At 49.7% G+C, this 22,757-nt stretch carries 23 protein-coding genes and 2 tRNA genes; 14 read left to right on the top strand and 11 right to left on the bottom strand.

Translation table 11 applies throughout. The features are described from left to right. Positions 1–1,128, bottom strand: coding sequence for a quinolinate synthase NadA (nadA, locus tag AOC32_RS06945; protein WP_108508767.1), 1,128 nt, complete (start codon positions 1,126–1,128; stop codon positions 1–3). Between the two features lie 69 nt (positions 1,129–1,197). On the opposite strand from nadA, the gene panD reads away from it, so the two are divergent. Beyond that, positions 1,198–1,560, top strand: a complete 363-nt coding sequence (gene panD, locus AOC32_RS06940) for an aspartate 1-decarboxylase (RefSeq protein WP_108508766.1) — start codon at positions 1,198–1,200, stop codon at positions 1,558–1,560. A 248-nt stretch (positions 1,561–1,808) separates the two neighbouring features. On the opposite strand, the gene AOC32_RS06930 is transcribed toward panD, so the two are convergent. Together AOC32_RS06930 and pgi are read right to left on the bottom strand one after the other, a co-directional pair. Next, on the bottom strand, positions 1,809–3,194 hold the full coding sequence (locus AOC32_RS06930) for a phosphomannomutase/phosphoglucomutase (protein WP_108508764.1): 1,386 nt from the start codon (positions 3,192–3,194) through the stop codon (positions 1,809–1,811). 3 nt (positions 3,195–3,197) lie between these two features. Further along, the gene (gene pgi / locus AOC32_RS06925) at positions 3,198–4,703 is read right to left on the bottom strand and encodes a glucose-6-phosphate isomerase (RefSeq protein ID WP_108509381.1); all 1,506 of its coding nucleotides are present in this window, start codon (positions 4,701–4,703) and stop codon (positions 3,198–3,200) included. Between the two features lie 92 nt (positions 4,704–4,795). On the opposite strand from pgi, the gene AOC32_RS06920 reads away from it, so the two are divergent. Together AOC32_RS06920 and AOC32_RS06915 are read left to right on the top strand one after the other, a co-directional pair. Beyond that, positions 4,796–5,920 carry an NAD(P)/FAD-dependent oxidoreductase gene (locus tag AOC32_RS06920; RefSeq protein ID WP_108508763.1) on the top strand — a complete coding sequence of 375 codons (1,125 nt, stop codon included), beginning with the start codon at positions 4,796–4,798 and terminating at the stop codon, positions 5,918–5,920. A gap of 296 nt (positions 5,921–6,216) precedes the next feature. Continuing rightward, positions 6,217–6,306, top strand: a tRNA-Ser gene (locus AOC32_RS06915). A gap of 4 nt (positions 6,307–6,310) precedes the next feature. Here AOC32_RS06915 and hemW read toward each other — a convergent pair. Genes hemW through rph form a run of 3 tightly spaced genes read right to left on the bottom strand, consistent with a single transcriptional unit; the run spans position 6,311 to position 8,801 of the window. Continuing rightward, positions 6,311–7,477 carry a radical SAM family heme chaperone HemW gene (gene hemW / locus AOC32_RS06910; protein ID WP_108508762.1) on the bottom strand — a complete coding sequence of 389 codons (1,167 nt, stop codon included), beginning with the start codon at positions 7,475–7,477 and terminating at the stop codon, positions 6,311–6,313. Next, positions 7,477–8,085: an RdgB/HAM1 family non-canonical purine NTP pyrophosphatase gene (gene rdgB, locus AOC32_RS06905; protein ID WP_108508761.1), complete on the bottom strand. Its 609-nt coding sequence runs from the start codon at positions 8,083–8,085 to the stop codon at positions 7,477–7,479. The genes hemW and rdgB overlap by 1 nt, the downstream gene beginning before the upstream one ends. Continuing rightward, the gene (rph, locus tag AOC32_RS06900) at positions 8,082–8,801 is read right to left on the bottom strand and encodes a ribonuclease PH (protein WP_108508760.1); all 720 of its coding nucleotides are present in this window, start codon (positions 8,799–8,801) and stop codon (positions 8,082–8,084) included. Before rph ends, rdgB begins: the two co-directional genes overlap by 4 nt. Between rph and AOC32_RS06895 the strand changes: the two genes are divergently transcribed. From AOC32_RS06895 to AOC32_RS06880, 4 genes are all read left to right on the top strand, one after another. Then, positions 8,800–9,759, top strand: coding sequence for a YicC/YloC family endoribonuclease (locus AOC32_RS06895; protein ID WP_234409719.1), 960 nt, complete (start codon positions 8,800–8,802; stop codon positions 9,757–9,759). The two genes, rph and AOC32_RS06895, sit on opposite strands and share 2 nt — an antisense overlap. Positions 9,760–9,764: 5 nt before the next feature. Further along, the gene (gmk, locus tag AOC32_RS06890) at positions 9,765–10,394 is read left to right on the top strand and encodes a guanylate kinase (protein WP_407675537.1); all 630 of its coding nucleotides are present in this window, start codon (positions 9,765–9,767) and stop codon (positions 10,392–10,394) included. 52 nt (positions 10,395–10,446) lie between these two features. After that, on the top strand, positions 10,447–10,650 hold the full coding sequence (rpoZ, locus tag AOC32_RS06885; RefSeq protein ID WP_108508758.1) for a DNA-directed RNA polymerase subunit omega: 204 nt from the start codon (positions 10,447–10,449) through the stop codon (positions 10,648–10,650). A gap of 69 nt (positions 10,651–10,719) precedes the next feature. Beyond that, positions 10,720–13,008, top strand: coding sequence for a RelA/SpoT family protein (locus AOC32_RS06880; RefSeq protein ID WP_234409842.1), 2,289 nt, complete (start codon positions 10,720–10,722; stop codon positions 13,006–13,008). Here AOC32_RS06880 and greB read toward each other — a convergent pair. After that, entirely contained in the window at positions 13,005–13,499 is a 495-nt protein-coding gene (greB, locus tag AOC32_RS06875) for a transcription elongation factor GreB (RefSeq protein WP_108508756.1), read from the bottom strand. The genes AOC32_RS06880 and greB overlap by 4 nt on opposite strands. Positions 13,500–13,517: 18 nt before the next feature. Between greB and AOC32_RS06870 the strand changes: the two genes are divergently transcribed. From AOC32_RS06870 to AOC32_RS06840, 7 genes are all read left to right on the top strand, one after another. Continuing rightward, positions 13,518–13,594: transfer RNA gene (locus tag AOC32_RS06870), tRNA-Arg, on the top strand. 67 nt (positions 13,595–13,661) lie between these two features. After that, the gene (locus tag AOC32_RS06865) at positions 13,662–14,819 is read left to right on the top strand and encodes an ABC transporter permease (protein ID WP_108508755.1); all 1,158 of its coding nucleotides are present in this window, start codon (positions 13,662–13,664) and stop codon (positions 14,817–14,819) included. Further along, positions 14,819–15,574 (top strand): ABC transporter ATP-binding protein, encoded by a 756-nt coding sequence (locus tag AOC32_RS06860; protein ID WP_108508754.1) that lies wholly within the window; start codon positions 14,819–14,821, stop codon positions 15,572–15,574. Before AOC32_RS06865 ends, AOC32_RS06860 begins: the two co-directional genes overlap by 1 nt. Further along, positions 15,571–16,482: an MlaD family protein gene (locus AOC32_RS06855; protein ID WP_108508753.1), complete on the top strand. Its 912-nt coding sequence runs from the start codon at positions 15,571–15,573 to the stop codon at positions 16,480–16,482. The genes AOC32_RS06860 and AOC32_RS06855 overlap by 4 nt, the downstream gene beginning before the upstream one ends. Continuing rightward, complete coding sequence (locus AOC32_RS06850) at positions 16,479–17,141, top strand: PqiC family protein (RefSeq protein ID WP_108508752.1); 663 nt, start codon at positions 16,479–16,481, stop codon at positions 17,139–17,141. The genes AOC32_RS06855 and AOC32_RS06850 overlap by 4 nt, the downstream gene beginning before the upstream one ends. A gap of 23 nt (positions 17,142–17,164) precedes the next feature. Then, complete coding sequence (locus AOC32_RS06845) at positions 17,165–17,950, top strand: SDR family oxidoreductase (protein WP_108508751.1); 786 nt, start codon at positions 17,165–17,167, stop codon at positions 17,948–17,950. Positions 17,951–17,955: 5 nt separating this feature from the next. Then, on the top strand, positions 17,956–20,463 hold the full coding sequence (locus AOC32_RS06840) for an ABC transporter permease (RefSeq protein ID WP_108508750.1): 2,508 nt from the start codon (positions 17,956–17,958) through the stop codon (positions 20,461–20,463). Here the strand turns inward: AOC32_RS06840 and AOC32_RS06835 are convergent. From AOC32_RS06835 to AOC32_RS06820, 4 genes are read right to left on the bottom strand one after another with little or no spacing between them, the layout of a single operon-like run. Continuing rightward, positions 20,460–21,008, bottom strand: coding sequence for an RDD family protein (locus tag AOC32_RS06835; protein ID WP_108508749.1), 549 nt, complete (start codon positions 21,006–21,008; stop codon positions 20,460–20,462). The genes AOC32_RS06840 and AOC32_RS06835 overlap by 4 nt on opposite strands. A gap of 9 nt (positions 21,009–21,017) precedes the next feature. Next, positions 21,018–21,560 (bottom strand): DUF3106 domain-containing protein, encoded by a 543-nt coding sequence (locus tag AOC32_RS06830; RefSeq protein WP_108508748.1) that lies wholly within the window; start codon positions 21,558–21,560, stop codon positions 21,018–21,020. A gap of 2 nt (positions 21,561–21,562) precedes the next feature. Then, positions 21,563–22,027: a DUF3619 family protein gene (locus AOC32_RS06825; RefSeq protein ID WP_108508747.1), complete on the bottom strand. Its 465-nt coding sequence runs from the start codon at positions 22,025–22,027 to the stop codon at positions 21,563–21,565. Then, positions 22,027–22,596, bottom strand: a complete 570-nt coding sequence (locus AOC32_RS06820) for an RNA polymerase sigma factor (protein WP_108508746.1) — start codon at positions 22,594–22,596, stop codon at positions 22,027–22,029. Before AOC32_RS06820 ends, AOC32_RS06825 begins: the two co-directional genes overlap by 1 nt. Positions 22,597–22,757: the final 161 nt, after the last annotated feature.

The following is a 22,757-nucleotide window of genomic DNA, read 5'->3' as shown; positions in this document are numbered from 1 at the left end:
TTAGGCGGCGCCAATATTTTTAATGAAGCCGTGCTGGGCTTTGGCTAATAATTCTGGGTGGGTGGAGGTAAAGTCCAGCATGCGAAGAATGCACCCAAGCGCTTCAGAGCGAATAGGCTCTTTCACTTCAATCTCGCCAGAGTCATGCTCCAAGCAATGCAAGATACCCCTCAACCCATTCATTGCCATCCAAGGGCAGTTGGCACAGCTCTTACAAGTGGCGCTTTCACCAGCCGTTGGTGCAGCAATTAGCTTTTTATTAGGGGCCAATTGACGCATGCGATGCAAGATGCCCTGATCAGTGGCCACGATGTATTCAGAGGCGTTACCTTCCAGCACCGCTTTAATCATTGCCGAGGTCGAGCCAACGATATCTGCTTGATCGACCACATGTTGTGGTGACTCCGGATGAACTAGAACCATGGCATTAGGATGCTTCTCACGCATTGCTGCCAGCTCAACCGCTTTAAACTCATCATGCACAATGCAGGCGCCATTCCACAAAATCATGTCAGCGCCGGTTTGCTCTTGAATGTAACGCCCTAGATGCCGATCGGGTGCCCACAATATCTTTTTGCCTTGCTGATCCAAATGGTGCACGATTGCTGGGGCGCAAGAGCTAGTCACCATCCAATCCGCCTGTGCTTTCACTGCCGCACTCGTATTGGCATACACCACACTGACTCGATCCGGATGGGCAGACTTGAATTTCCGAAAATCTTCCGCAGGACACCCTAAATCCAGTGAGCAGGTTGCCTCAAGATCTGGCATGAATACGCGCTTCTCAGGACTCAGAATCTTTGCAGTCTCACCCATAAATCGCACACCAGCGACGATTAAATTCTGGGCGGTGTGATTTTTACCAAATCGAGCCATCTCTAAGGAGTCAGAGACAAAGCCCCCAGTTTGCATTGCAAGATCTTGAATATCACCATCGACGTAATAGTGCGCCACAATGACCGCATCTTTTGCCTTTAACAAAGCCTTGATCCGCTCGATCACATCCTGCTTTTCTCCCAAAGCAAGTGGAGCAGGTGTTTTGGCCCACGCCTGCGCAATACAGGTAGCCCCCGATGCATCTTGCTGGGGGTAATCATAAAAACTACCGGTCGAAAGTGATTCATTCATTGTGCTCATCCATCAATCTTAACTCGCAATCACTTTCGCGATAGAATCCCATCCTTAAAGGGGATTTCTATGAAACGAATCATGTTATTGGCAAAGTTGCATCGGGTGGTCGTGACCGAGGCCGATTTGCATTATGAGGGTTCTTGTGGGATTGATGAGAATCTGATGGATGCAGCCGATATGCGTGAATACGAAAAGATAGAGCTCTATAACATCAATAACGGCGAGCGATTTTCCACCTATATTATTAAGGCACCCAGAGGCTCTGGTGCGATCTCTTTAAATGGTGCTGCTGCTCGTAAGGCCCACGTGGGTGACCATCTCATTATTTGCACCTACGGACCGATTGATAACGCCGAGTCTAAAACCCATACCCCAAAAATTGTTTTAGTAGACGAGCAAAATCAGATTAAAGAAATTAAAAAGATTTAATTTTTTGATTATTTGGTCAATTTAGAATGCATTCCACTGTTCTAGTGGAAGGCCTTCTCTTTGAACAATTTCGTTATAAATTCTAATAAATTCAGAATTCTTTAACTGGTAGACAAGCACTCTTTTTTGATTAACAAAATCATAAAGAGAGGAATCATAAATCTTGAGATCTCTGTTATCCCCATCTTTTAATGAACTTAAAGGCTGAGATCTTAAGGTTTTATCAGGAAATATTTTTTTCTTTTTCATCAAAAAGGCAATCTTGCATCCGGCTTCACAGCCAAAAGAGCCGCTTTGAATTCTTGCTGGATTCGTTGAATCGCTTCTTCAGAATCAGCCTCAAATCGGAGTACCACAATCGGTGTTGTATTCGAGGGGCGAGCCAAACCAAAGCCATCGGCATACTCAACCCGGACACCATCAATCGTATTAATCGATTGAGAACTTGGGAACTTGGGGTTGGCCTTGATTTTCTCAAGCAAGACAAAAGACTCGCCCTCGGCACATGGAAGTTGTAACTCAGGGGTGCAAATAGCGTTCGGTAGGGCGTTCAATACTTCACTTGGATTATCAAATTGACTGAGGATTTCTAGCAGACGAGCGCCGGTATAGAGGCCATCATCAAACCCAAACCAACGGTCCTTAAAGAAGATATGACCACTCATTTCCCCGGCTAGAGGGGCGCCAGTCTCTTTCAGCTTGGCCTTGACTAAGGAGTGGCCGGTCTTCCACATGAGAGGCTCGCCCCCATGTTCACGGATCCATGGGGCAAGGTTGCGAGTACATTTGACGTCATAAATGATTTGGCCCTTGGGATTGCGGCTGAGAACATCCTTTGCAAACAGCATCATTTGCCGATCCGGAAAAATTACCTCGCCATCTTTGGTTACAACACCGAGTCGATCGGCATCGCCATCAAAGGCAAGGCCTAGTTCATTGTCGGTCGTTGCGAGGTTGCGAACCAGGTCTTGAAGATTCTCAAGATGGGCAGGGTCTGGATGATGATTGGGAAAATGCCCATCAACCTCACAAAAGAGCTCTTGCACCTCACAGCCCAAAGCCCGAAATAACTCGCCAGCAAACGCACCACCCACACCATTGCCGCAATCGACAGCGATCTTCATGGGCCTCGCTAGGTGAACATCGCCAACAATGGTTTGTAAGTATTGAGGGAAGATATTGAAGCTGGAGCGTTTTCCATTGCCTTGTCGAAAATCATCGGCTTCAATTTGTTGTCGTAGCCCCTGAATCTGATCGCCATAAATCGCTGATCCGCCGAGTACCATCTTAAAGCCGTTGTAATTGGGCGGATTATGGCTGCCAGTAATCATGATGCCGGATTTGGGTTGGCAATTTCCAATGGTCTGATGGGTAGCAAAGTACACCATCGGTGTGGCGACCATCCCGAGGTCAATCACATTAATCCCGGTGGAAAGCAAACCCTCGGTCAGAGCCTCAATCAGAACTGGGCCTGAGAGTCGACCATCTCGACCAATAACAACGTCCGTTTCTCCCAAATCGCGCATTTGACTGCCAAAAGCTTGGCCAATTGCTTTGGCGATCTGTGGATTCAAGGTTTCATCAATAATGCCGCGGATATCGTAGGCTTTAAAAATCGAGGCAGGAACGTTCATGGATTATTTCTGGAAGTAATGGATTCTGGCAGCGGTGATGGAGTCAAATTCAGCACCGGAAGTGTCTTTTTGTTGAAGAGCGAGCTCAATGGGTTTAGCTAACACTTTACCCAGCTCAACCCCAGGCTGATCAAAGCTATTAATGCCCCATAGCGCTCCCAAGCAAACGGCACGGTGTTCGTAAAGAGCCAGTAAGGCACCTAAATGATAAGCATCAAGCTTGGGTAGCACAATTAAATTACTGGGCCGCTTTCCTGGATAGCTGAGGTTGGGGTCGCTCGCATCACGGCCTAGGGCTAAAGCTTGGGCTTGTGCCAAGCAATTGGCTAAGAGGGCATGGTGATGATCTTTGGCCTCTGGTAAAGCGCTCATCGGCTCTTTAATCGCAATTAGATCAACTGGAATGCATTCTGGCCCTTGATGCAGTAACTGAAAATACGAATGCTGAGCATTGGTGCCGGCGCTACCAAATACGACGGGGGAGCTCAGCGATACGGGCTTGCCAAAGCGATCAACTTGCTTGCCATTGCTTTCCATATCCAATTGCTGCAACCAGTATGGGAAGAGCTCCAAGGCATGTGCATACGGAACCACTGCATAGGCTTTGGAATGGTGTTTGGTTTGTTGATAGTACAAAGCCAATGCCATTAGGATCGGGAGATTTTGATCGAGACGAGCACTAATCGCATGGCGGTCCATGTGATTGGCTCCCGACAAAAATTGTTTGAAGGTATCAAAGCCGTATTGCAAAGCAATCGGTAGACCAACGGCAGACCATACGGAGAATCGTCCGCCTACCCAATCCCAAAAAGGGAAGACATGCTCCGCTTGAATACCAAAGGCTTCTGCCGCTTGAATATTGCTGGTAATGGCAAATAGGGAGTTTTGGATCTGCGAGCTGGTGAGGTTCTTCGCTTTGAACCAATTAAGAACAGCGCGCGCATTCATTAAGGTTTCAGCCGTCCCAAACGATTTGGACACAATCAATACCTTAGTGCTATTCGCCTGGGCACGTTCTAATACATGACTCAGCTCAGCACTATCCACGTTGGCTACAAAATGAACCCGCATGCCGCGATTTAGCTTATTCGCCGAATGGGCTAGCGCTTGCACAGCAAGGCGTGGACCAAAGTCTGAACCCCCAATCCCAATATGAATTAAATCCGTCACGCCCACCCATTTATTGCACAAGCCTTCGATGCGTTGCCAAACCTCAGCAATCTCTGGCATCACATCGTTGCCATCAACCAGTATTGGAGATTTATCAAGATTACGCAGCGCCGTATGAAGTGCAGGGCGGTGCTCACTCGTATTGACATGCTCGCCAGTAAAGACAGCGTTTAAATGATGACTAAGCTGCGCTTGCTCCGCTTTAGAAAATAACTTCTTCCAGTCCTTAGACTCAATCCCCTGATAGGCGAGATCTAGAACGATATCTACTGCTTGCAGGGAACCAAAAACCGCGCTTGAAGGGTTGTCTAATGATTCTGCGTTTGAGGGTGCGGTCATATCCATAGATTTTATCAATAAGGGCTTCTAAAGCATCCGGATTGAATTTCGGTGAAATGGTACGATTTGGCATCAAAAAATAAGCAATTAATATGGATAAACTAGATTGTGTCGTCGTTGGGGCGGGTGTCGTGGGCTTAGCAGTGGCCCGAGAAATGGCCTTGCAAGGTCATGAAACCGTATTGCTAGAGCGCGAAGCATCATTTGGAACCATTAGCAGCTCCCGAAATAGCGAAGTCATCCATGCTGGTATTTACTACCCCAAGGATTCTTTAAAAGCAAAACTCTGCGTTGAGGGCAATCGCATGCTCTATGAGTATTGTCGCGACCATCAGGTGGGAACCCAGCGCTACGGCAAATTAATTGTGGCGAGTGATCCACAGCAGGTTGATGATCTGCACGGGATCTTCTATCGTGCTCAGCAAAATGGCGCACGAGAAATCAGTCTCATCACAGCGAAAGAAGCCAATGCGTTAGAGCCCGATCTACGAGTTGCAGCAGCGATTTTGTCAAAAACCACCGGCATTGTGGATAGTCATGCCTATATGCTGTCACTGCTTGGCGGTTTTGAGGATGCCGGCGGAATGGTTGCTTATCTCTCTCCCTTAAATCATGCGCGCGTCATTCCTGGAGGGTTTGAGCTGGAGGTGGGCGGTGCCGACGCGATGCAACTGCAAACTAAGTATCTAATTAATTGTGCGGGCATGAGCGCGCCGGCTGTAGCGCAACGCATTGAGGGAATACCAGCTGATCACATTCCTAAAGCCTATTTTGCGAAAGGTAATTACTTTTCTTTAGCAGGCAAGTCACCATTTCGGCATTTAATTTATCCCGTACCAGAACCGGGTGGCTTGGGAGTGCATTTGACACTCGATATGGCGGGGCAGGCCAAGTTTGGCCCCGATGTGGAGTGGCTCGAGATTGAGTCTGAGGATCAGATTAACTATGCGGTGGATCCGATGCGGGGTGAGCGATTCTATGCAGCCATCCGACAATACTGGCCAGACCTTAAGGATGGTAGTTTACAGGCCGATTATTCAGGGGTACGTGCCAAGATTGTCCCTAAAGATCAACCCGCTGGGGACTTTCGGATCGATGGCCCCAATGAGCATGGAATTGAAGGTCTCTACAACTTCTTTGGCTTTGAGTCACCCGCACTCACCTCCAGTTTGGCAATCGCGAAGTATCTGAAGGGTTTGATTCAACTGGAACAATAGTTCTAGTTGAATTGGGGTGGCATCACCTTGCGGTAGCGTTGCACTCCCCGGCTGGGAATAATTAAATCAGTACTCGTCGCCCGCGGATCCAGGAGTAAATCCTTGAGATTAGGTTGGTCAGCTTTTGTGAGCCTTTTGACGGCATACTTAGTTCTAAGTTTTGGATTCTTGCTCATGAATTCCTTTACTGGCTCAGTAGATCTTTGAAAAACCCTACCATCTGTAAAATACTGTTTTTACTAGGTACGGTGAAAAAATCAGGATCGTAATTAGATCCCTATAATGATAACTTCCTAGGAAGCGTGGCAGAGTGGTTGAATGCACCAGTCTTGAAAACTGGCGAGGATGAAAGTCCTCCGTGAGTTCGAATCTCACCGCTTCCGCCACCACCTATTTCAAGAACAATTCCTGCAGGTCATTGAGATAACGCATGCCCAGAGGGCTGGCTTTGAGTCGCGTTGGGTCTTCGTCCAACAGCCCCTTACGCAGAGCCTCTGTAATTGGTTTGCTAATCGTATTAAGCCCGAGGCTCGTTCGCTCTGAAAACATACTTGTTGGCACCCCATCAATTAATCGAAGTGCTCCCAACATGAACTCAAAGGGTAAATCATCTTGAGTGAGCACACGGTTTTCAATGACGGCGTGACCTTGTTCGGTCATCTTGTTCATATAGGTCTCAGGATGGCGTTCACGGATCTGCCGTGTCACTCGATCCGGATACGAGATCTTGCCATGCGCACCCGCACCAATACCAATATAGTCACCAAACTCCCAATAATTGAGATTATGTTTGCATTCTTGCTTAGGCTTGCTATAGGCCGACACCTCATAGCGGGCATAGCCATTTGCCGCCAGGGTTTGTAGAGCGGATTCAAACATGGCATCGCTCTCATCTTCATGTGGAAGCAGGGGTGGGTGCCTCGCAAAATAGGTGTTGGGTTCGAGTGTTAGGTGGTAGAGCGAAAGATGTGACACATCAAATGAGACGGCTTCTTTAAGATCAGCCTGGGCCTCGCGCAGGGTCTGCTTGGGAAGAGCGTACATCAGATCGATATTGATGCGTTCAAAATGATCGTGTGCGATTTCAATGGCACGTCGCGCATCGTGCTCATTATGAATCCGTCCCAATACTTTGAGATGATCTGAGTTAAAGCTCTGTATTCCCAATGACACGCGGTTAATGCCGATGCTGGCAAATTCTGCAAACTTGCCCGACTCCACCGACCCCGGATTGGCCTCGAGTGTAATTTCAGCGTGGGGCTCGATGGGGATGAGAGCCCGTACATGCGATAAGAGGTCATCAAGACCCTTGGGGGACAAGAGGCTGGGGGTGCCGCCCCCGATAAAAATCGTATGAACTCGACGACCCCAGACATTCGGTAGCTCAGTTTGAAGATCCGTGATGAGTGCGTCGATATACCGGCTCTCATTAAATCCACCATCCTTGACCTGATGCGAATTAAAGTCGCAGTAGGGGCACTTGCGCTCACACCATGGAAAGTGGATATAAAGTGAGAGAGGAGGAAGCGCAGTCAGTGCGATACCAGAGTTAATCATTAGGCTTCTGAAAAAAACGGATCTTTCTCTAATTGCTCCATGAGTTGAGCCAGCGCCTGCCCTCGATGGCTAATGACGTTCTTACGCTCGGGACTGAGTTCTGCTGCGGTCATCTGTAGCTCAGGGAGATAAAAGTAGGGGTCGTAGCCAAAGCCATGTTGGCCGCGAGCTTCGTCGATGATCTGACCATTCCAGCGAGTTTCAACAATGATGGGATTGGGATCATCAGCCTCGCGAACCACCACTAGGGCGCATACATAGTGTGCCCCACGATTTACCTCGCCTGCGAGTAAGGACAGAAGCTTTTGGTTGTTATCGGTATCTGAGCCATGCTCACCAGCAAAGCGGGCTGAGCGCACACCAGGTGCACCCCCTAAGGCATCCACACAAATACCGGAGTCATCGGCAATCGCAGGTAGACCGCTTATGCGGGTAGCATGCCGTGCTTTTGCTAGGGCATTGTCGATAAAGCGGTCAAAGGGCTCCTCTGCTGCGCTAATCCCAAGCTGCCCCTGAGGGATGAGTTCAATTGCAAAGGGTTTAAATAGTTGCGAAAACTCTCTGAGCTTCCCAGCATTATTCGAAGCCAAGACCAAACGTTGACTCATGCGGCTAAGGCGTTTTTCTGAATGCGTGTTAGCTCTTCAATGCCTGCTTGGGCAAGATTTAATAATGCCTCGAGTTCGGTGCGTGAGAATGGGGCGCCTTCAGCAGTTCCCTGCACTTCAATCATGCCGCCACGACCGGTCATCACCACGTTCATATCGGTGTCACACTCTGAGTCCTCGGCGTAATCGAGATCGAGGACCGGAACGCCTTGATAAATACCCACAGAGATCGCCGCAACACTATCAGTGATCGGGTCGGAGGTGATCATCTTCTGATGGAGTAAATGATTGACCGCATCGCGGGCAGCAACATAGGCGCCGGTAATTGCCGCAGTTCTAGTCCCGCCATCGGCTTGCAGTACATCGCAATCGAGATGAATGGTGCGCTCACCGAGTCGTTTGAGGTCAAAGACACTGCGCATGGCGCGACCAATTAGTCGCTGAATCTCTTGAGTACGCCCACTTTGCTTACCCCGGGCGGCCTCACGATCGGAGCGAGTGTGGGTGGAGCGGGGCAACATACCGTACTCAGCAGTAACCCAACCCTCGCCAGAGCCTTTTTGATGAGGTGGTACCTTTTCAAGAACGCTCGCGGTACAAAGAACCTTGGTATCCCCAAATTCGATTAAGACCGAACCCTCTGCGTGTTTTGTAAAGGAGCGGGTAATGGTAATTTGCCGCAGATCGCGTGCTTGGCGTTGACTGGGACGATTCATGGGAACTTCCTTTTTTGCAATTTACAATGCCTACATGATATCGAGCATGACCGGCTATGGCAGCGCTTCCCATCCCATTGAAATGGGCGAGGGGAGCTATGCCAATCTGCAGGTGGAGATCAGGGCAGTCAACAGCCGCTTTTTAGATCTGAGCTTTCGGATGCCCGATGAGTGCCGAGTTGCAGAAGGCGCTTTGCGTGAGCTTCTCAATAAGCATCTAAAGCGGGGTAAGGTTGAGTTTCGGGCTGCTTGGCGGCAAAGCTCGGGCGAGCAGGCGCGCCCTCAAACCATCACGATCGACTCAGTCAAGCTGATGGCCTTAAAAGAAGCGCAAACCAAGATTCAGGGGCAATTTCCTGCGGCCGAGGAGTTGCGTGTTGCCGATATCCTGCGCTATCCAGGCGTAGTAGCAGATTCAGAAACGCCTGAGGATCAGTGGCAACAAGCAACGCTTCAAGCGGGCGAAGAGGCTTTGCGCCAGCTGCTGCAATCGCGGCAGGCTGAGGGCCAAGCGCTAGCCAAGGTTTTAACGAATGCTCTCGATGCCATGCAAGGCCTGGTTACCAAACTTGAGCCCCGTATTCCAGAGATTGTGACTCTCTACCAAAATAAATTAGTAGCTCGGATTGAGGAAGCTTTGGGTGTGCATGCAACGCAAGCCAATATCCCCTTTAATGCCGAGCTGATGGAGCGCATTCGGCAAGAGGTTGTCTTATATGCAGTGCGGATTGATGTCGCCGAAGAATTGGCCCGTCTTAAAACCCATATCCAGGTGGCAAGGAACGCCCTGGCGGAGGGTGGGGCTGTGGGTAAGCGTTTAGATTTCTTAATTCAGGAGCTTAATCGTGAAGCGAATACCCTCGGATCCAAGGCGGTTCATGAGGATTGCACGAATACTGCATTGGAGCTCAAATTATTGATTGAGCAAATGCGCGAGCAGGTGCAAAATTTGGAGTGATGACGATGAGCACTCCAAACACTTACCAGGGCAGTATGTTGATGATCGTGGCTCCTTCGGGGGCTGGCAAATCCTCTTTGGTGAATGCGCTACTGGAGTCCGATCATCGCTTACAACTCTCGCTGTCGTGCACCACGCGTGCACCGCGCGCCGGTGAGCTGGATGGCCGTGATTACTCCTTTATTACAAAAGAGGCCTTTTTGGCTAAACAGGCTGCCGGTGATTTTCTGGAGTCTGCGCAAGTGCATGGCAATCTCTATGGCACCTCGCGTTCATGGATTGAGGGCCAAATGCAACAAGGCCAGGATGTGATTCTGGAAATCGACTGGCAGGGCGCTCAGCAAATTCGTAAGCTAATCCCCCAGGCGATTTGGGTGTTTATCTTCCCGCCATCGATTGAGGCTCTTGAGGAGCGTTTACATAAACGGGGCCAGGATGACGAGCTCACGATTGCCAAGCGTGTCGCAGCTGCCCATATTGAGTTGCAACACGCCCATGAAGCTGACTTCATTGTGATTAATGAGATCTTTGCAGACGCCCTCAGAGACCTGCAGTCGATTGTGGCTGCCAGCCGGTTGCGGACGGGGCCGATGATGGCCCGTTACCCGGCTTTGGTCAAGCGTCTTGGGGCATGATCGGCAGTCATCGGGTATCCTATCGGTATTAATCTAAATAAGTGAGTTCAGAATGGCCCGTATTACTGTAGAAGATTGTTTAAAAACCATTCCCAATCGTTTTGAGTTGGTCCTTGCTGGCACCTATCGCGCCCGCCAATTGGTGCAGGGCCACGCAGCCCGAGTCGACGCAAAAGATAAAGCAACTGTGGTTGCATTGCGTGAGATCGCTGTTGGGGTAACCGATCGGGATATGCTGACCAAAGTACCTCTCTAATCCGGGGGTCCCGCTGTGGCGTCAACAGTCACCACAACGGGTTCGCTAGACGAGGTCTCGTCTAGCCAGATACGCTCAAGCAAGCCTTTACCAAGCACCAATCCCGCTCAAAGCGTAATTGCCTCCCTGCTGGAGCAATCTAGCCGCCATCTCTTTGGCCCTACCTCTCAACCGACTTTACCGCCTAAGCAGCAAGTAGTATCGATTGCGAGTTTGACCGAGAAGCTTCATTATTTGAAGCCCGAGGAAATAAACCAAATCAAGAAGGCCTTTCAGTTTGCGGATGCCGCGCACTTAGGCCAATATCGCCATAGCGGGGAGCCTTACATCAGCCATCCGGTCTCGGTCGCTGAGCTCTGTGCAACCTGGCGATTAGATGCCCAAAGCATCATGGCCGCTTTGCTCCATGATGTGATTGAGGATTCTGGATGTACGCAGACCGATCTGGTCAATCAGTTTGGGGCTAAGGTGGCTGAGCTAGTTGAGGGTTTAACCAAACTCGATAAATTAGAGTTCCAAAGTCATGCAGAGGCCCAAGCCGAGAGCTTTCGGAAAATGTTTATGGCCATGGCCCGTGATGTGCGGGTCATCTTGGTTAAGTTAGCTGACCGAACCCATAATATGCACACCCTTGATGCAGTACCGATTGAAAAACGACGCCGGGTTGCATTAGAGACCATGGAAATCTATGCCCCGATTGCACACCGTTTGGGACTCAACTTAATCTACCGTGATTTGCAAGACATCAGCTTTAAGCATTCAACGCCCATGCGTTTTCGGGCCATTGAAAAAGCAGTGAAGAAGGCGCGCGGCAATCGTCGCGAGATGGTTGACAAGATTCTGGATACGGTGCGGATGCAATTTGCCAAGGCTGGCATTGAGGTTGATTTGCAGGGTCGTGAGAAAACCTTATTTAGCATCTACAACAAAATGCGCAGTAAGCATTTGAGTTTCTCGCAGGTCTTGGATGTTTATGCTTTCCGGGTCACAGTACGAACGGTGGATGAGTGCTACCGAGCTCTCGGTATTTTGCATGCCATCTACAAGCCCATGCCTGGGAAGTTCAAGGATTACATCTCGATTCCTAAACTCAATGGCTATCAGTCCTTGCACACCACCTTAGTGGGTCCCTCTGGGGTACCGGTAGAGTTTCAGGTACGCACTGCAGATATGCATGCCGTGGCTGAATCTGGAGTGGCAGCCCATTGGGCCTATAAAGAGGGCTCGCCCGAATTGAGTGAAGTGCAAAACCGCGCTCACCAATGGTTACAGTCGCTCGTTGATATTCAGGATAACAGCGGTGACTCGCAAGAATTTTTAGAGCACGTCAAGATTGATTTATTCCCCGATGCTGTTTATGTGTTTACTCCCAAAGGGCAAATTCGGGCGCTGCCTCGGGGTGCGACTGCTCTCGACTTTGCCTACTCGATTCATAGTGATCTTGGTAATACCTGCGTGGCAGTCAAGATCAATAATTTGCAATTGCCACTTCGTACTGAACTCAAAAATGGCGATATTGTGGAAGTGATCAACTCCACATCCTCTCAACCCAATCCAGGGTGGTTGGAGTTTGTGCGGACCGGTAAAGCCCGTGCAGCTATTCGGCATTCATTGAAAACCAAGCACTATGCCGAGGCACTGCAATTGGGCGAACGCTTATTGGCGAGTGCGCTGCGACAGCAGGGCGTTGATGCCGGGCTCCTCACCCCAGAGATTTGGGAAAAGTTACTGCATTGGACGGGTGATAAGTCGCGCGAAGAGGTCTGCGTCAATATTGTGCTGGGCCGACGCACCGCTGCCGAGTTAGCCACTCGTCTGAAAATTCTGATTGGTGAAGAGGGTGGGGCTGAGCAAATGCGCTTGGGCTCAAACGATTGGGGTGGCTCAGATCAGGAGACACAATCACCATCGCTCGTAGTGGATGGGCGCGAGGGCATGTCCGTGAGTTTTCAAACCTGTTGCCATCCAATTCCGGGCGATGACATCATGGCCTATCTCGGCAAGGGTGAGGGTTTACAAATCCACACTCAGGACTGCAAGGTGGCCCATCGCATGCTGTCCAAAGACAGTGATAAATGGGTTGGTGTGCAATGGAGTAAAGATACCAACCGAGAGTTTGATGTGGCCATCACGGTCGACACCAAACAGGGAAAAGGGGTGCTGGCACGTGTTGCGAGTTCGATTACCTCAGCTGACTCCAACATCCTCAATGTTTCAATGGACGATAAATACAAAGAAGACTCGGTGACGATGCGCTTTACGATTCAGGTGCTAAATCGTTTGCATCTCTCGCGCGTATTGCGGGGCTTGCGCGCGAATGCCGATGTATTTCGGGTAATCCGCAACAAAAGCGCTTAGTGGTCCTCGTAGCGCACATCCAGAATATCAATTTCTTTGATACCTGCCGGTGTTTGAATACGGACCGTGTCGCCCACCTTAGCCTTGATTAATGCTTTGGCGATTGGCGAGATCCAGCTCACATAGCCTTTTTCAAGATCAACTTCATCGACGCCCACGATCCGAATTTGGGAGTCCATTTCATCAGCATCGCTATATACAACGGTTGCTCCAAAGAAGATCTGCTCCGGATCCCCGCCATTTGCAATGCGTTCTTGGTTATTGACCACGACAGCATTCTCGAGACGTTGATTGAGGAAGCGAATGCGCCGATCGATCTCACGCAAACGCTTCTTACCGTAGATGTAATCGCCGTTTTCTGAGCGATCTCCATTGGATGCCGCCCAATGCACCACTTGCACAATTTCAGGACGCTCGTGGTCCAAAAGCTGTAAAAGCTCGGTTTTTAGAGCCTTATGCCCGGCAGGTGTGATGTAGTTCTTCGTATCCATGGCATAATTCTGCCTGATGCGGCTGTAGCTCAGTTGGATAGAGTACTTGGCTACGAACCAAGGGGTCGTGGGTTCGAATCCTGCCAGCCGCGCCATATTCCAAGATTTGCCCTAGCGGCAGATTTTTTCCAAGTCACGATTCTTTGCTTTAATAGTCAGAATATGGCTTCTTCCACCACCACTTCACAAGCCCCAGTTGCAAACTGGCAAGTATCCGGAGCAATTGCTTGTGTCACCTTGTCAGGCCGAATTAGCGCCGATACCTTGGGCCAAACCTGGCAAGACGTTCGAGATCGTCAAATGCAATGGTTGGGGCAGGGGCGCGATAGTAAAACGCTACAAATTAATGGTTCAGCAATTGATTACATTGATGGTGCAGGCCTGGCATTCATCATCGATCTGCAACATGCCCAAGCGCTTCACGGTGGAGCAATCGAGCTGCAAGGATTTAGTACTACCCATCAAAATCAATTAAAACGTTTTGCACCGTTCGAGAAATTATTTCCGAAGGAAAGCGCGCTTCCAGAGGATGGGCTGCTGGTTAAAACTGGCAAGGCAGCTACCTTATTCTGGAACGATATCCGGGGCATTATCTTTTTTACCGGCCAGGTTGCCAGCGAACTCGCTTGGGCTGCGCGCAACCCCCTGAAAGTCCGTTGGCAGGATTTTGCCAGCGTTGCCGTACAAGCCGGTCTCGCTGCGATGCCAATTGTTGGATTGGTGGCATTTCTGATCGGTGTGATTTTGTCCTTTCAGTCAGCCATCGGTATGGAAAAGTTTGGAGCCATTACTTTTGTTGGCCCGCTCGTTTCCTTAGGGATCTTTCGGGAGTTGGGACCCTTGATTACTGCCATCCTATTAGCAGGCCGGTCCTCTGCCGCCTTTGCAGCTGAAATCGGTACCATGACGGTCAATAGTGAAGTGGATGCTTTAGTAACTGCTGGATTAAACCCCATTCGTTTTCTGGTTCTGCCCCGAGTTTTGGCTGGCTTAGTCGTAGCACCTATCTTGACGATTTATGCTGACCTTGTGAGCGTCTTTTCATCCTCACTCACGATGCTGATCTATGGCGTACCCTTGGTGAACTTTTATGAGGGCGTCTTAAATACCGTAGCGCTTGAAGATATTTTTTCTGGACTAACGAAAGCCACTCTCTTTGGCGTCGTGGTTGCGAGCGTAGGCTGCTTGCGGGGTATGCAAACGGGTACTGGTGCGGCAGCAGTAGGTATCTCAACCACACGAGCGGTAGTTAGTAGCATTGTGATGATTACGGTAGTGGATGGTATTTTTGCCTATGTCTCGTATCGAACAGGTTTCTAATGAATCCAATTGAGGTCAAAAATCTAACCGTTGGTTATGGCAGCAAGGTGCTGTTACAGAACCTCAATTTCTCGGTAGCCGATGGCGAGATCTTTATTATTCTTGGTGGATCTGGTTGTGGGAAGTCGAGCTTACTTAAAAATCTCTTCGGACTCTACCAGCCTCTTGCCGGTGATGTCTGGATTGAGGGCATGAACATTACCCAGGTGATTGGTCAGGAGCGCCAAGACATCATGACGCATTTTGGGGTCATGTATCAGCAGGGCGCATTATTTGGTTCGATGACCCTCCTAGAAAACGTCCGACTCTTTATGGAGGAGTACACCGAGCTCAGCGATGATGAGATGGACCTTCTAGCGCGTTGCAAATTAGATCTGGTGGGCTTGCTACCGTATGCCAACTACATGCCAAGTGAGATTAGTGGCGGGATGCAAAAGCGTGCAGCGATCGCGCGCGCGATGGCCTTAGACCCGAAGATTTTGTTTCTGGACGAGCCTTCCGCTGGCCTTGATCCGATTACATCCGCAGATTTAGATCAGACCATCCTGGATTTAGCAAAAAACTTGGGCATCACGTTTGTGATCGTGTCACACGAGTTAGCAAGTATTTATGCGATTGCTGATCGGGTCATTATGTTAGATAAAGATACTAAAAGTATTATTGCGCAGGGCGATCCTCGGGTCTTACGAGATACCAGTACCGATCCCAAAGTGCATCAATTTTTTAATCGCGTTATGTCGAAGGAAGCAGCATGAGTCAATCGAATCCAAATTACTTTCGCTTGGGATTATTTGTGTTTGCTGGCTTTGCTGCCATTCTTGCCTTGATTCTGGTATTTGGAACGGGCCAACTCTTCAAGAAAACCATGATGACAGAGACCTATATTGAGCAATCGATTACGGGATTGGATGTAGGTGCCCCGGTACGATTTAGAGGGGTCAAAGTAGGGCAGGTGACATTTATTGGCTTGTCTGGCGCATTGTATGAGTCCAATGAACCATTCCCTGAGCGCAAGGAGTATGTCGTTGTTCGAATGCTGATTGATGGTGATGAAGAAAAATTATTAGGACCCACAAAGCAACTACCAAAGGACTTGCGCGCTCGTGTGAAAAGTCAGGGGATTACCGGAGTGAATTACGTCGAGCTCGACTACGTACGCGATATGAACAACTACAAGGCTCTACCATATAACTGGAAGCCAGAGTATTTGGTGATTGATTCTTTACCCAGTCAGACCGACATATTCTTCTCGGGGATTCGTAAGGTGCTGGATAACTTGGGCGAGATGAACTTAGCAGAAACTCAGAAAAAATTTGATGTGCTGCTGACCAATCTCAACACCATCATCGGCGGTGATGGTAAAGACAATGCTGGGATTGCTAAATCAGTTGAGCGCTTGAATATATTGCTTGGCAGAATCGACGAGGTGGCTAACAAAGCAGAGCTTGAGCTCTTAATGCGCGAAGTGATTGCGACCACAGTGATTCTTCGTCAAACCTTATCGAGCATGCAAGGTGACACCATTACCTCAATCGATAATTTCAAGCAAATTACCGATCAGTTGAATGATTTTGCCAAAGTGGCTAGCCGATATCCGAGCAGCATGGTTTGGGGAGAGCCCCCACCACGCATTACCTTGCCCCAACCTGGAGTTCAAAAATGAGCATTGCATTGCGTCGCCTTACCCGAGCCTTGCTGTTGTTGACCAGTATTTCCATCTTGGTAGCCTGTGCCCCCACCCGACCCAATCTTGAAACCAGCACTTGGTTGATTGATCCAAAACGAACTGGGGAGCCTCGTAAACCGAATACCGATTTTTGGTTAAAGGTGGGGCCGGTATCGGTCAATGGTCCATTTGATGGTAAATCGATGGTGTATCGCTTGGCCGATCAGCGCTATGAGAAGGATTTCTATAACGGATACATTTCCAGTCCGGCTGAGATGGTGGGTAGTGCGACGCGTCAATGGATTAGCGATGCCAATATTTTTAAGGCAGCCGTTAATCAAAGCAATACTTTCTTTCCGTATTACACCCTGCAGATCAATGTCACCGAGTTTTATGGGGATTATCGCAATCAAGCAGAAGCGGTTGTTAGCATCGAGTTCTATTTGGTCGTTTTATCCTCGGGCTCGCAAAACCCTATCTTGATGAACAGCCGTTACGCCCAACGTGTGCCTTTAAAGGATAATCGTCCAGGTACGTTAGCCAATGGTTTGCAGCAAGCGTTCGCCACCATCTTGGCGCGGTTTGAAGCCGATTTGGATGCTGGCACAAAGAACCTGCCAAAGCCACTGGTTCAGATGAAGTCAGTCAACAAATAAAGCAAGGAATAAGGGGATGCACGATGGATTTAGGAATTAAGGGAAAGACTGCGTTGGTGTTGGCATCGAGCCGTGGCTTGGGTCAGGCGATGGCATGCGCGCTGGCACGCGAGGGTGTAAACGTTGCGGTGACTGGCCGTAATGCCGAGGGTCTTGCGCAAACGGTCAAAATGATTGAGTCGGTTGGCGGCAAGGCGCTTGCCTTACATTGGGATCTTGCGGATCTCAATGCGATTGATGGTCATGTTCAAGCGGTTGAGAGTCAACTGGGCCCAATCGATATCTTGATCAATAACACCGGTGGGCCACCACCCACAACGGCGAGTGGTCAAGATCCTCAGTTGTGGCAAAAAAGCTTTCAGGAGATGGTGCTCTCTCTCATGAAAATTACCGATCGGGTCTTGCCGGGGATGCGTGAGCGTCGTTGGGGACGGATTATTACCAGCACCACTTCTGGAGCCATCGTACCGATTCGTAATCTAGCGATTTCGAATACGCTTCGTGCCGCGTTACTAGGTTGGTCCAAAACCTTGGCTGCTGAGGTTGCGGCCGATGGCGTGACTGTCAATGTCATCATGCCAGGTCGCGTGGCCACCGATCGCTTACGTCAACTCGATGAAGCACGGGCTAAGCGTGAGAATATCTCTTACGACGCGGTCGTTAGTGCTAGCCTGAAGACGATCCCGGCAGGTCGTTATGGGGACCCCAAGGAGTATGGCGATACTGCTGCATTCTTGGCGAGTCAAAACGCTTCTTACATCACGGGATCGGTGATTCGGGTGGATGGCGGTCAGGTCCCTAGCATTTAATACTGATGCAGATGCTCTTTAAGGAGCTGCGCGCGAAGGAGCTCTTTTGGCTCTTTGCGGCCCTTGTGCTCTCAGTAGCTGCGCTCTCTAGCGTTAGCTTTCTGGCTGATCGACTCCAGCGCAGTTTTGAAATCGATGGCCGCACATTGCTAGCTGCTGATGTATTAATTGCTGCGGATCAGCCCATCGCGCCTGCGTTGATCGAGGAGGCGAGGACCAAGAAACTAAACATCGCCCAGACGGTGGTATTCCCCAGCATGGTGAGCTATGGTGGGGAAAGTAAATTAAGTTCACTAAAGGCAGTGAGCGCTCTCTATCCTCTCAGAGGGCAATTGCAAATTAGTCGTCAAGTGAATGACGGCAGGATCGATGAAAGATCAATTGAAGAGGTCACCGGGATGCCTCCCAAAAATACGGTTTGGGTCGACCCCGCCGTATTAATTTCCTTGCGTGCAAAGTTAGGCGATTCACTGAGCATTGGCGATCGCCAATTTCGGATTGATGCGGTGATTGTGCGAGAACTTGATCGTGGCGCAGCCTTTATGAACTTTGCGCCCCGAGCAATGATCAGCATTGATGATTTGGCGAGCACTGGACTGATTGGTTTTGGCAGTCGCGTTACCTATCGCTTGCTGGTATCTGGAACGGATCGCCAAATTCGGGACTATCAAGATTGGGCCATCAATCACATTGAACAACAAAAACTGCGCGGCATTCGGATTGAGTCCTTGGAGAATGCACAGCCTGTGATGCGCAAGACCTTGGAGCGCGCAGAGCGTTTTCTATCGCTCGTAGCCTTAATGACAGCACTGATCTGCGCCTTAGCGATCGCGCTTGCAGCTAGACGCTATGTTCTCAAGCAAGCCGATAGTTGCGCGGTTTGGAAATGCTTTGGCGCAAGTCAGGGGCAGATCCTCCGCAAACAAATTTATATCCTGACTGTGATCGGCGTCGTAGCCACCATTCTTGGTGGATTGATCGGTTGGTTTGCTCAAGAAGCCTTGATGCAACTATTGGGTGGACTCATTCAAACTCGTCTACCTTTGCCATCGGTTTGGCCGGTGGTTTGGAGCATTGCATTTGCTCTGTTACTTCTTTTTGGTTTTGCTGGGCCGCCAATCTTGACTTTAAGTCAGATCTCCCCATTACGTCTAGTGCGCCGAGAGTTTGGCAAGGTACCGTTAGCGGCCAAATCGATTGCACTGTTTGGATTTGTCAGTTGCTTGGCTTTGGTCTTTTGGGCAACCCGCGACCTGAAGTTACTCGTTTGGGCGACTGGTTCATTTGGGATTGGTGCCTTACTCTTTGCCGGACTTGCTTGGCTTGGCTTGTGGGGTCTCGAGCGCTTTAGCCAATCACGCTACCTGGCGAGGATCGGCTTTGTAACCCGGTTTGCGATTAGCACACAATCGCGCCGCGCAGCCTTTGCCATGATTCAGGTGAGCTCTTTGGCATTAGCCATCATGGCGCTCCTACTGATCTTTTTATTACGCCAAGACCTATTGCAAAGTTGGCAAGCCAATGTACCCGATAACGCCCCGAATCGGTTTTTGATCAACATCCAAAACGATCAAAAGGCAGAAGTGCAACGCATGTTAAACGCTGGCGGCATTAGCGAGGCGCAACTTTATCCAATGGTTCGGGGTCGACTCACGCACATTAACGAGCGCGAGGTCATGCCCGATAACTACCAAACCGATAATGCGCGCCGCTTAGTCGATCGTGAATTCAATCTCTCGTACACCAATCAATTACCAAGCGACAATCAGTTAGTTGCCGGTCAATGGTTTGGTAATTCGGTGACTCCACAAATCTCGATTGAGAGTGGAATTGCGAAGACCCTCAATCTTCGTATGGGCGATCAAATGAGTTTTGATATCGCCGGCCAAAAAATTACTGCACCCATTACCTCGATGCGCAAGCTCGATTGGGGATCCATGCAGGTTAATTTCTTTGTGATCTTTCCGCCTAAGGCCTTGGATGATTTCCCTAAATCTTGGATTACCTCGTATCACCAGCCCAGAGAGCGTGAGAACTTGGATCTCAAGTTGGCCCAGACCTATCCTAATTTGACGATTGTTGATATTGAGAACTCGATTCGTCAAATTCAGGAGGTCTTAAATCGGCTGGCGAGTGCATTGGGCTTGTTGTTGGTATTCACCTTGTGCGCTGCTATTTTGGTGCTCTTTGCTGCGATTGGATCCACGCAAGATGATCGTTTTCGGGATGCGGCTCTGCTCAAGGCGGTAGGGGCCTCAAAACGAACTTTGGCGCAGCTTGTGGTGATTGAGCTCACCACCATTGGATTTCTATCCGGTTTGTTGGGCGGCCTGGCAGCGAGTGCGACCACCTGGGCCTTGGGCCGCTACCTACTGGAAATCGAGTTCTATTCCTTTGGAACAGCGATTGGACTCGGTATTATTCTCGGTGTGTGCGTCAGTTTGCTTGCCGGTTTTCGCTTGCAGCAAAAGATTCAGACCGCAAGCACGATGGAGTGCCTACGCGAGGTCTAGTCAGCCTTTGGTGTAGAAGTCGCAGAGACCTTTGCCTTCGGTGGCAACTGAATTAACTTCGTTTGTGCCATGCGATCCGGCACACCTTGGCGATGTTTACGGTCTAGAAACATGCTGAGCGGCCATAGAAAAAGAGAAACCGTAAACAGCAAGCCAATGATCTGCCAGCCCCGTAGCGGATAGATGGCATGAACGATTAGGCAGGGCACGATCCACAGTGAGCCGTAGACGTAGCGCCACAGCGCCTGATTTTTGGCAAGCGGCCGACCATTCTCAGCCACGATCTGCATCCGCCAGGTTTGCATGGCCAGGGTTTGTCCGTTGCGTCGCCAGTACCAGACAAAGTAAAACCCCAGCACACCATATAAGTAGAAAAAACTAAGCCAACCGGGAATGGCAATACCTAATAAAACCCCAATTAATAAATTGGGGACCATAAAGGTGAGCGCTAATACCCCAACGAGAAGCAGTTGTTCATAAAGATTACAAAATACGCGTCGCCAAAATCGAGGTGGCGGTAAGGCGTTGAGCTCTGCGGGGTTCATCCCCAGAGTTTATTTGATTGTGGAGTTTGGGGTGGGCCCAGAAGGGGTGTTGATGACCGCGCGCGGTTGGATTGCGGGTGCCGTAACCGCCCCCGACTTTCTTTTATTGAGTTCTTGCTGGGCAAGTTTTTGCTTTTCTTCTTCGGAGAGTTGTTGATAAGCCTCCCAGGCAGCCGCTTTTTGCTCCGCTGGAATTTGCAAGCTTGTCAGATAGTTATCACGCGCAATACGCCGATCCTTTTGGGGCAATTTTGCCCAATCGGCCATTCGTCCTTGGAGTCGTTCTTGCTCTGGGGCGGTCATATAGGGGTAGCGATTGGCGACCCGTAACCATTTTGTTTTGCGATCATTACTCAGGCTTTCCCAATCACTCTCCAATGGCGCGAGTACGGTTTGCTGCAGAGGGTTTAATTGATTCCAAGCGAGCTTATCGACTTTTTTACCGGCTGCCTTAGTAGGTGCGTTTGGCTCAGAATTCTGCGCACGAGCCCCAGAGTTCGACAGTGCGACGAAGAGAGCGAGAAGGGCTGGTGCCAGAAGTCGGAGTTGCATCACTAAATTTTTTCGTCCCCGGACTTTTTCTCATCCGCCTCTGGTTTGGCAAGGGTCTTCAGTTTTAAGAACGCCATAAAGCCGTTATCAACAAACGCATCGGGTGGCACATCATCGGTCAGTAAGGCGATATCCACGTTAGCGATGTCGTTGATGCGCAAGTCTTCTTGCCATTCAGTGATGGCAATTAAGCCCAGGACTACGACGGTAACCGGTACGAGCCATCCGGTGAGTGACCAAATGGGTTTATTCCAAGATGAATTCCGAAAGCTACGATGGGTCGTTTGGAGTTGTGCAACAAAAACGGGCTCCGCCTTGGCGCGACTGAGGGCAGTAGCACGCGCATCTCGCAAGCGCACTTGCACATCGCTGCTGAGATTTTCCGATTGAGCATTTAATAAACGGGTTACCCGCTTTCCAAACTCTTGCTCAACTGGATCCAAATTTTGTTGATTGGTATTCATCATCACAACACAATTCCTCTGGCCTTCAATGCAGCTGCCAAAGTGTGGGCGGCTCGGGAGCAATGGGTTTTAACGCTTCCCTCGCTGCATCCCATAGCAAGGGCCGTCTCAGAAGTACTTAGTTCATCCCAATAACGCATGAGGAAGGCCTCTCGTTGACGACTTGGTAATTTTGATATTTCTGCCTCAAGGATAGCCAATAACTCTTGATTGGCTAATGCCGCACTAGCATCTAGGGGTATTGGCCCCCCATCCCGTATCTCGATGAGCTCCAGGGGATCAAAGTCTTCCTCGCCATCGTTACCTGCCCCCAATGCCGAGAAGGGGGTCTCGTGGGCAGAACGTACTTTTTGGCGACGAAACCAATCATGGATCCGATTTTGCAGAATCCGGGTAAAAATCAGCGGCAGCTCTAGAGCGGGCCGATCGCCATACTTTTGAGCCAAGCTGATCATGGCGTCTTGCACCACATCGAGGGCGGCCGCCTCATCCCGAACCGCATAGACGGCCTGTTTGAAGGCTTTTTTCTCAACAGCAGCGAGAAATTGGTCGAGTTCTTGGGCGGATGCCATGTGAGTTACTACAAATAAATGAGCGTTGTTTTTGTGGTTTGGTTGCTAGGGTTGGACCCAAAATAGTGCCTAAACTCGCTCATTCTAGGCTATTGCTTTACAATGGAAGGCTTACCGCAAAGAGACCATCCAAGAAGTGGCAGTCTTTTTTCTTTGCGGCA

Origin of the sequence: Polynucleobacter acidiphobus, from assembly GCF_003065385.1 — a bacterium.
In the GTDB taxonomy this organism is placed as follows: Bacteria; Pseudomonadota; Gammaproteobacteria; order Burkholderiales; family Burkholderiaceae; genus Polynucleobacter; species Polynucleobacter acidiphobus.
The sequence above is the reverse complement of the archived record's forward strand: the minus strand, read 5'-3'. Positions and strand labels throughout refer to the sequence as shown.

Coding starts and splice junctions, on each gene's coding strand:
- nadA (WP_108508767.1), bottom strand. CDS start 1,128: ATGAATGAATCACTTTCGACCGGTAGTTTTTATGATTACCCCCAGCAA.
- panD (WP_108508766.1), top strand. CDS start 1,198: ATGAAACGAATCATGTTATTGGCAAAGTTGCATCGGGTGGTCGTGACC.
- AOC32_RS06930 (WP_108508764.1), bottom strand. CDS start 3,194: ATGAACGTTCCTGCCTCGATTTTTAAAGCCTACGATATCCGCGGCATT.
- pgi (WP_108509381.1), bottom strand. CDS start 4,703: ATGACCGCACCCTCAAACGCAGAATCATTAGACAACCCTTCAAGCGCG.
- AOC32_RS06920 (WP_108508763.1), top strand. CDS start 4,796: ATGGATAAACTAGATTGTGTCGTCGTTGGGGCGGGTGTCGTGGGCTTA.
- hemW (WP_108508762.1), bottom strand. CDS start 7,477: ATGATTAACTCTGGTATCGCACTGACTGCGCTTCCTCCTCTCTCACTT.
- rdgB (WP_108508761.1), bottom strand. CDS start 8,085: ATGAGTCAACGTTTGGTCTTGGCTTCGAATAATGCTGGGAAGCTCAGA.
- AOC32_RS06895 (WP_234409719.1), top strand. CDS start 8,800: ATGGGAACTTCCTTTTTTGCAATTTACAATGCCTACATGATATCGAGC.
- rph (WP_108508760.1), bottom strand. CDS start 8,801: ATGAATCGTCCCAGTCAACGCCAAGCACGCGATCTGCGGCAAATTACC.
- gmk (WP_407675537.1), top strand. CDS start 9,765: ATGAGCACTCCAAACACTTACCAGGGCAGTATGTTGATGATCGTGGCT.
- rpoZ (WP_108508758.1), top strand. CDS start 10,447: ATGGCCCGTATTACTGTAGAAGATTGTTTAAAAACCATTCCCAATCGT.
- greB (WP_108508756.1), bottom strand. CDS start 13,499: ATGGATACGAAGAACTACATCACACCTGCCGGGCATAAGGCTCTAAAA.
- AOC32_RS06865 (WP_108508755.1), top strand. CDS start 13,662: ATGGCTTCTTCCACCACCACTTCACAAGCCCCAGTTGCAAACTGGCAA.
- AOC32_RS06860 (WP_108508754.1), top strand. CDS start 14,819: ATGAATCCAATTGAGGTCAAAAATCTAACCGTTGGTTATGGCAGCAAG.
- AOC32_RS06855 (WP_108508753.1), top strand. CDS start 15,571: ATGAGTCAATCGAATCCAAATTACTTTCGCTTGGGATTATTTGTGTTT.
- AOC32_RS06850 (WP_108508752.1), top strand. CDS start 16,479: ATGAGCATTGCATTGCGTCGCCTTACCCGAGCCTTGCTGTTGTTGACC.
- AOC32_RS06845 (WP_108508751.1), top strand. CDS start 17,165: ATGGATTTAGGAATTAAGGGAAAGACTGCGTTGGTGTTGGCATCGAGC.
- AOC32_RS06840 (WP_108508750.1), top strand. CDS start 17,956: ATGCAGATGCTCTTTAAGGAGCTGCGCGCGAAGGAGCTCTTTTGGCTC.
- AOC32_RS06835 (WP_108508749.1), bottom strand. CDS start 21,008: ATGAACCCCGCAGAGCTCAACGCCTTACCGCCACCTCGATTTTGGCGA.
- AOC32_RS06830 (WP_108508748.1), bottom strand. CDS start 21,560: ATGCAACTCCGACTTCTGGCACCAGCCCTTCTCGCTCTCTTCGTCGCA.
- AOC32_RS06825 (WP_108508747.1), bottom strand. CDS start 22,027: ATGATGAATACCAATCAACAAAATTTGGATCCAGTTGAGCAAGAGTTT.
- AOC32_RS06820 (WP_108508746.1), bottom strand. CDS start 22,596: ATGGCATCCGCCCAAGAACTCGACCAATTTCTCGCTGCTGTTGAGAAA.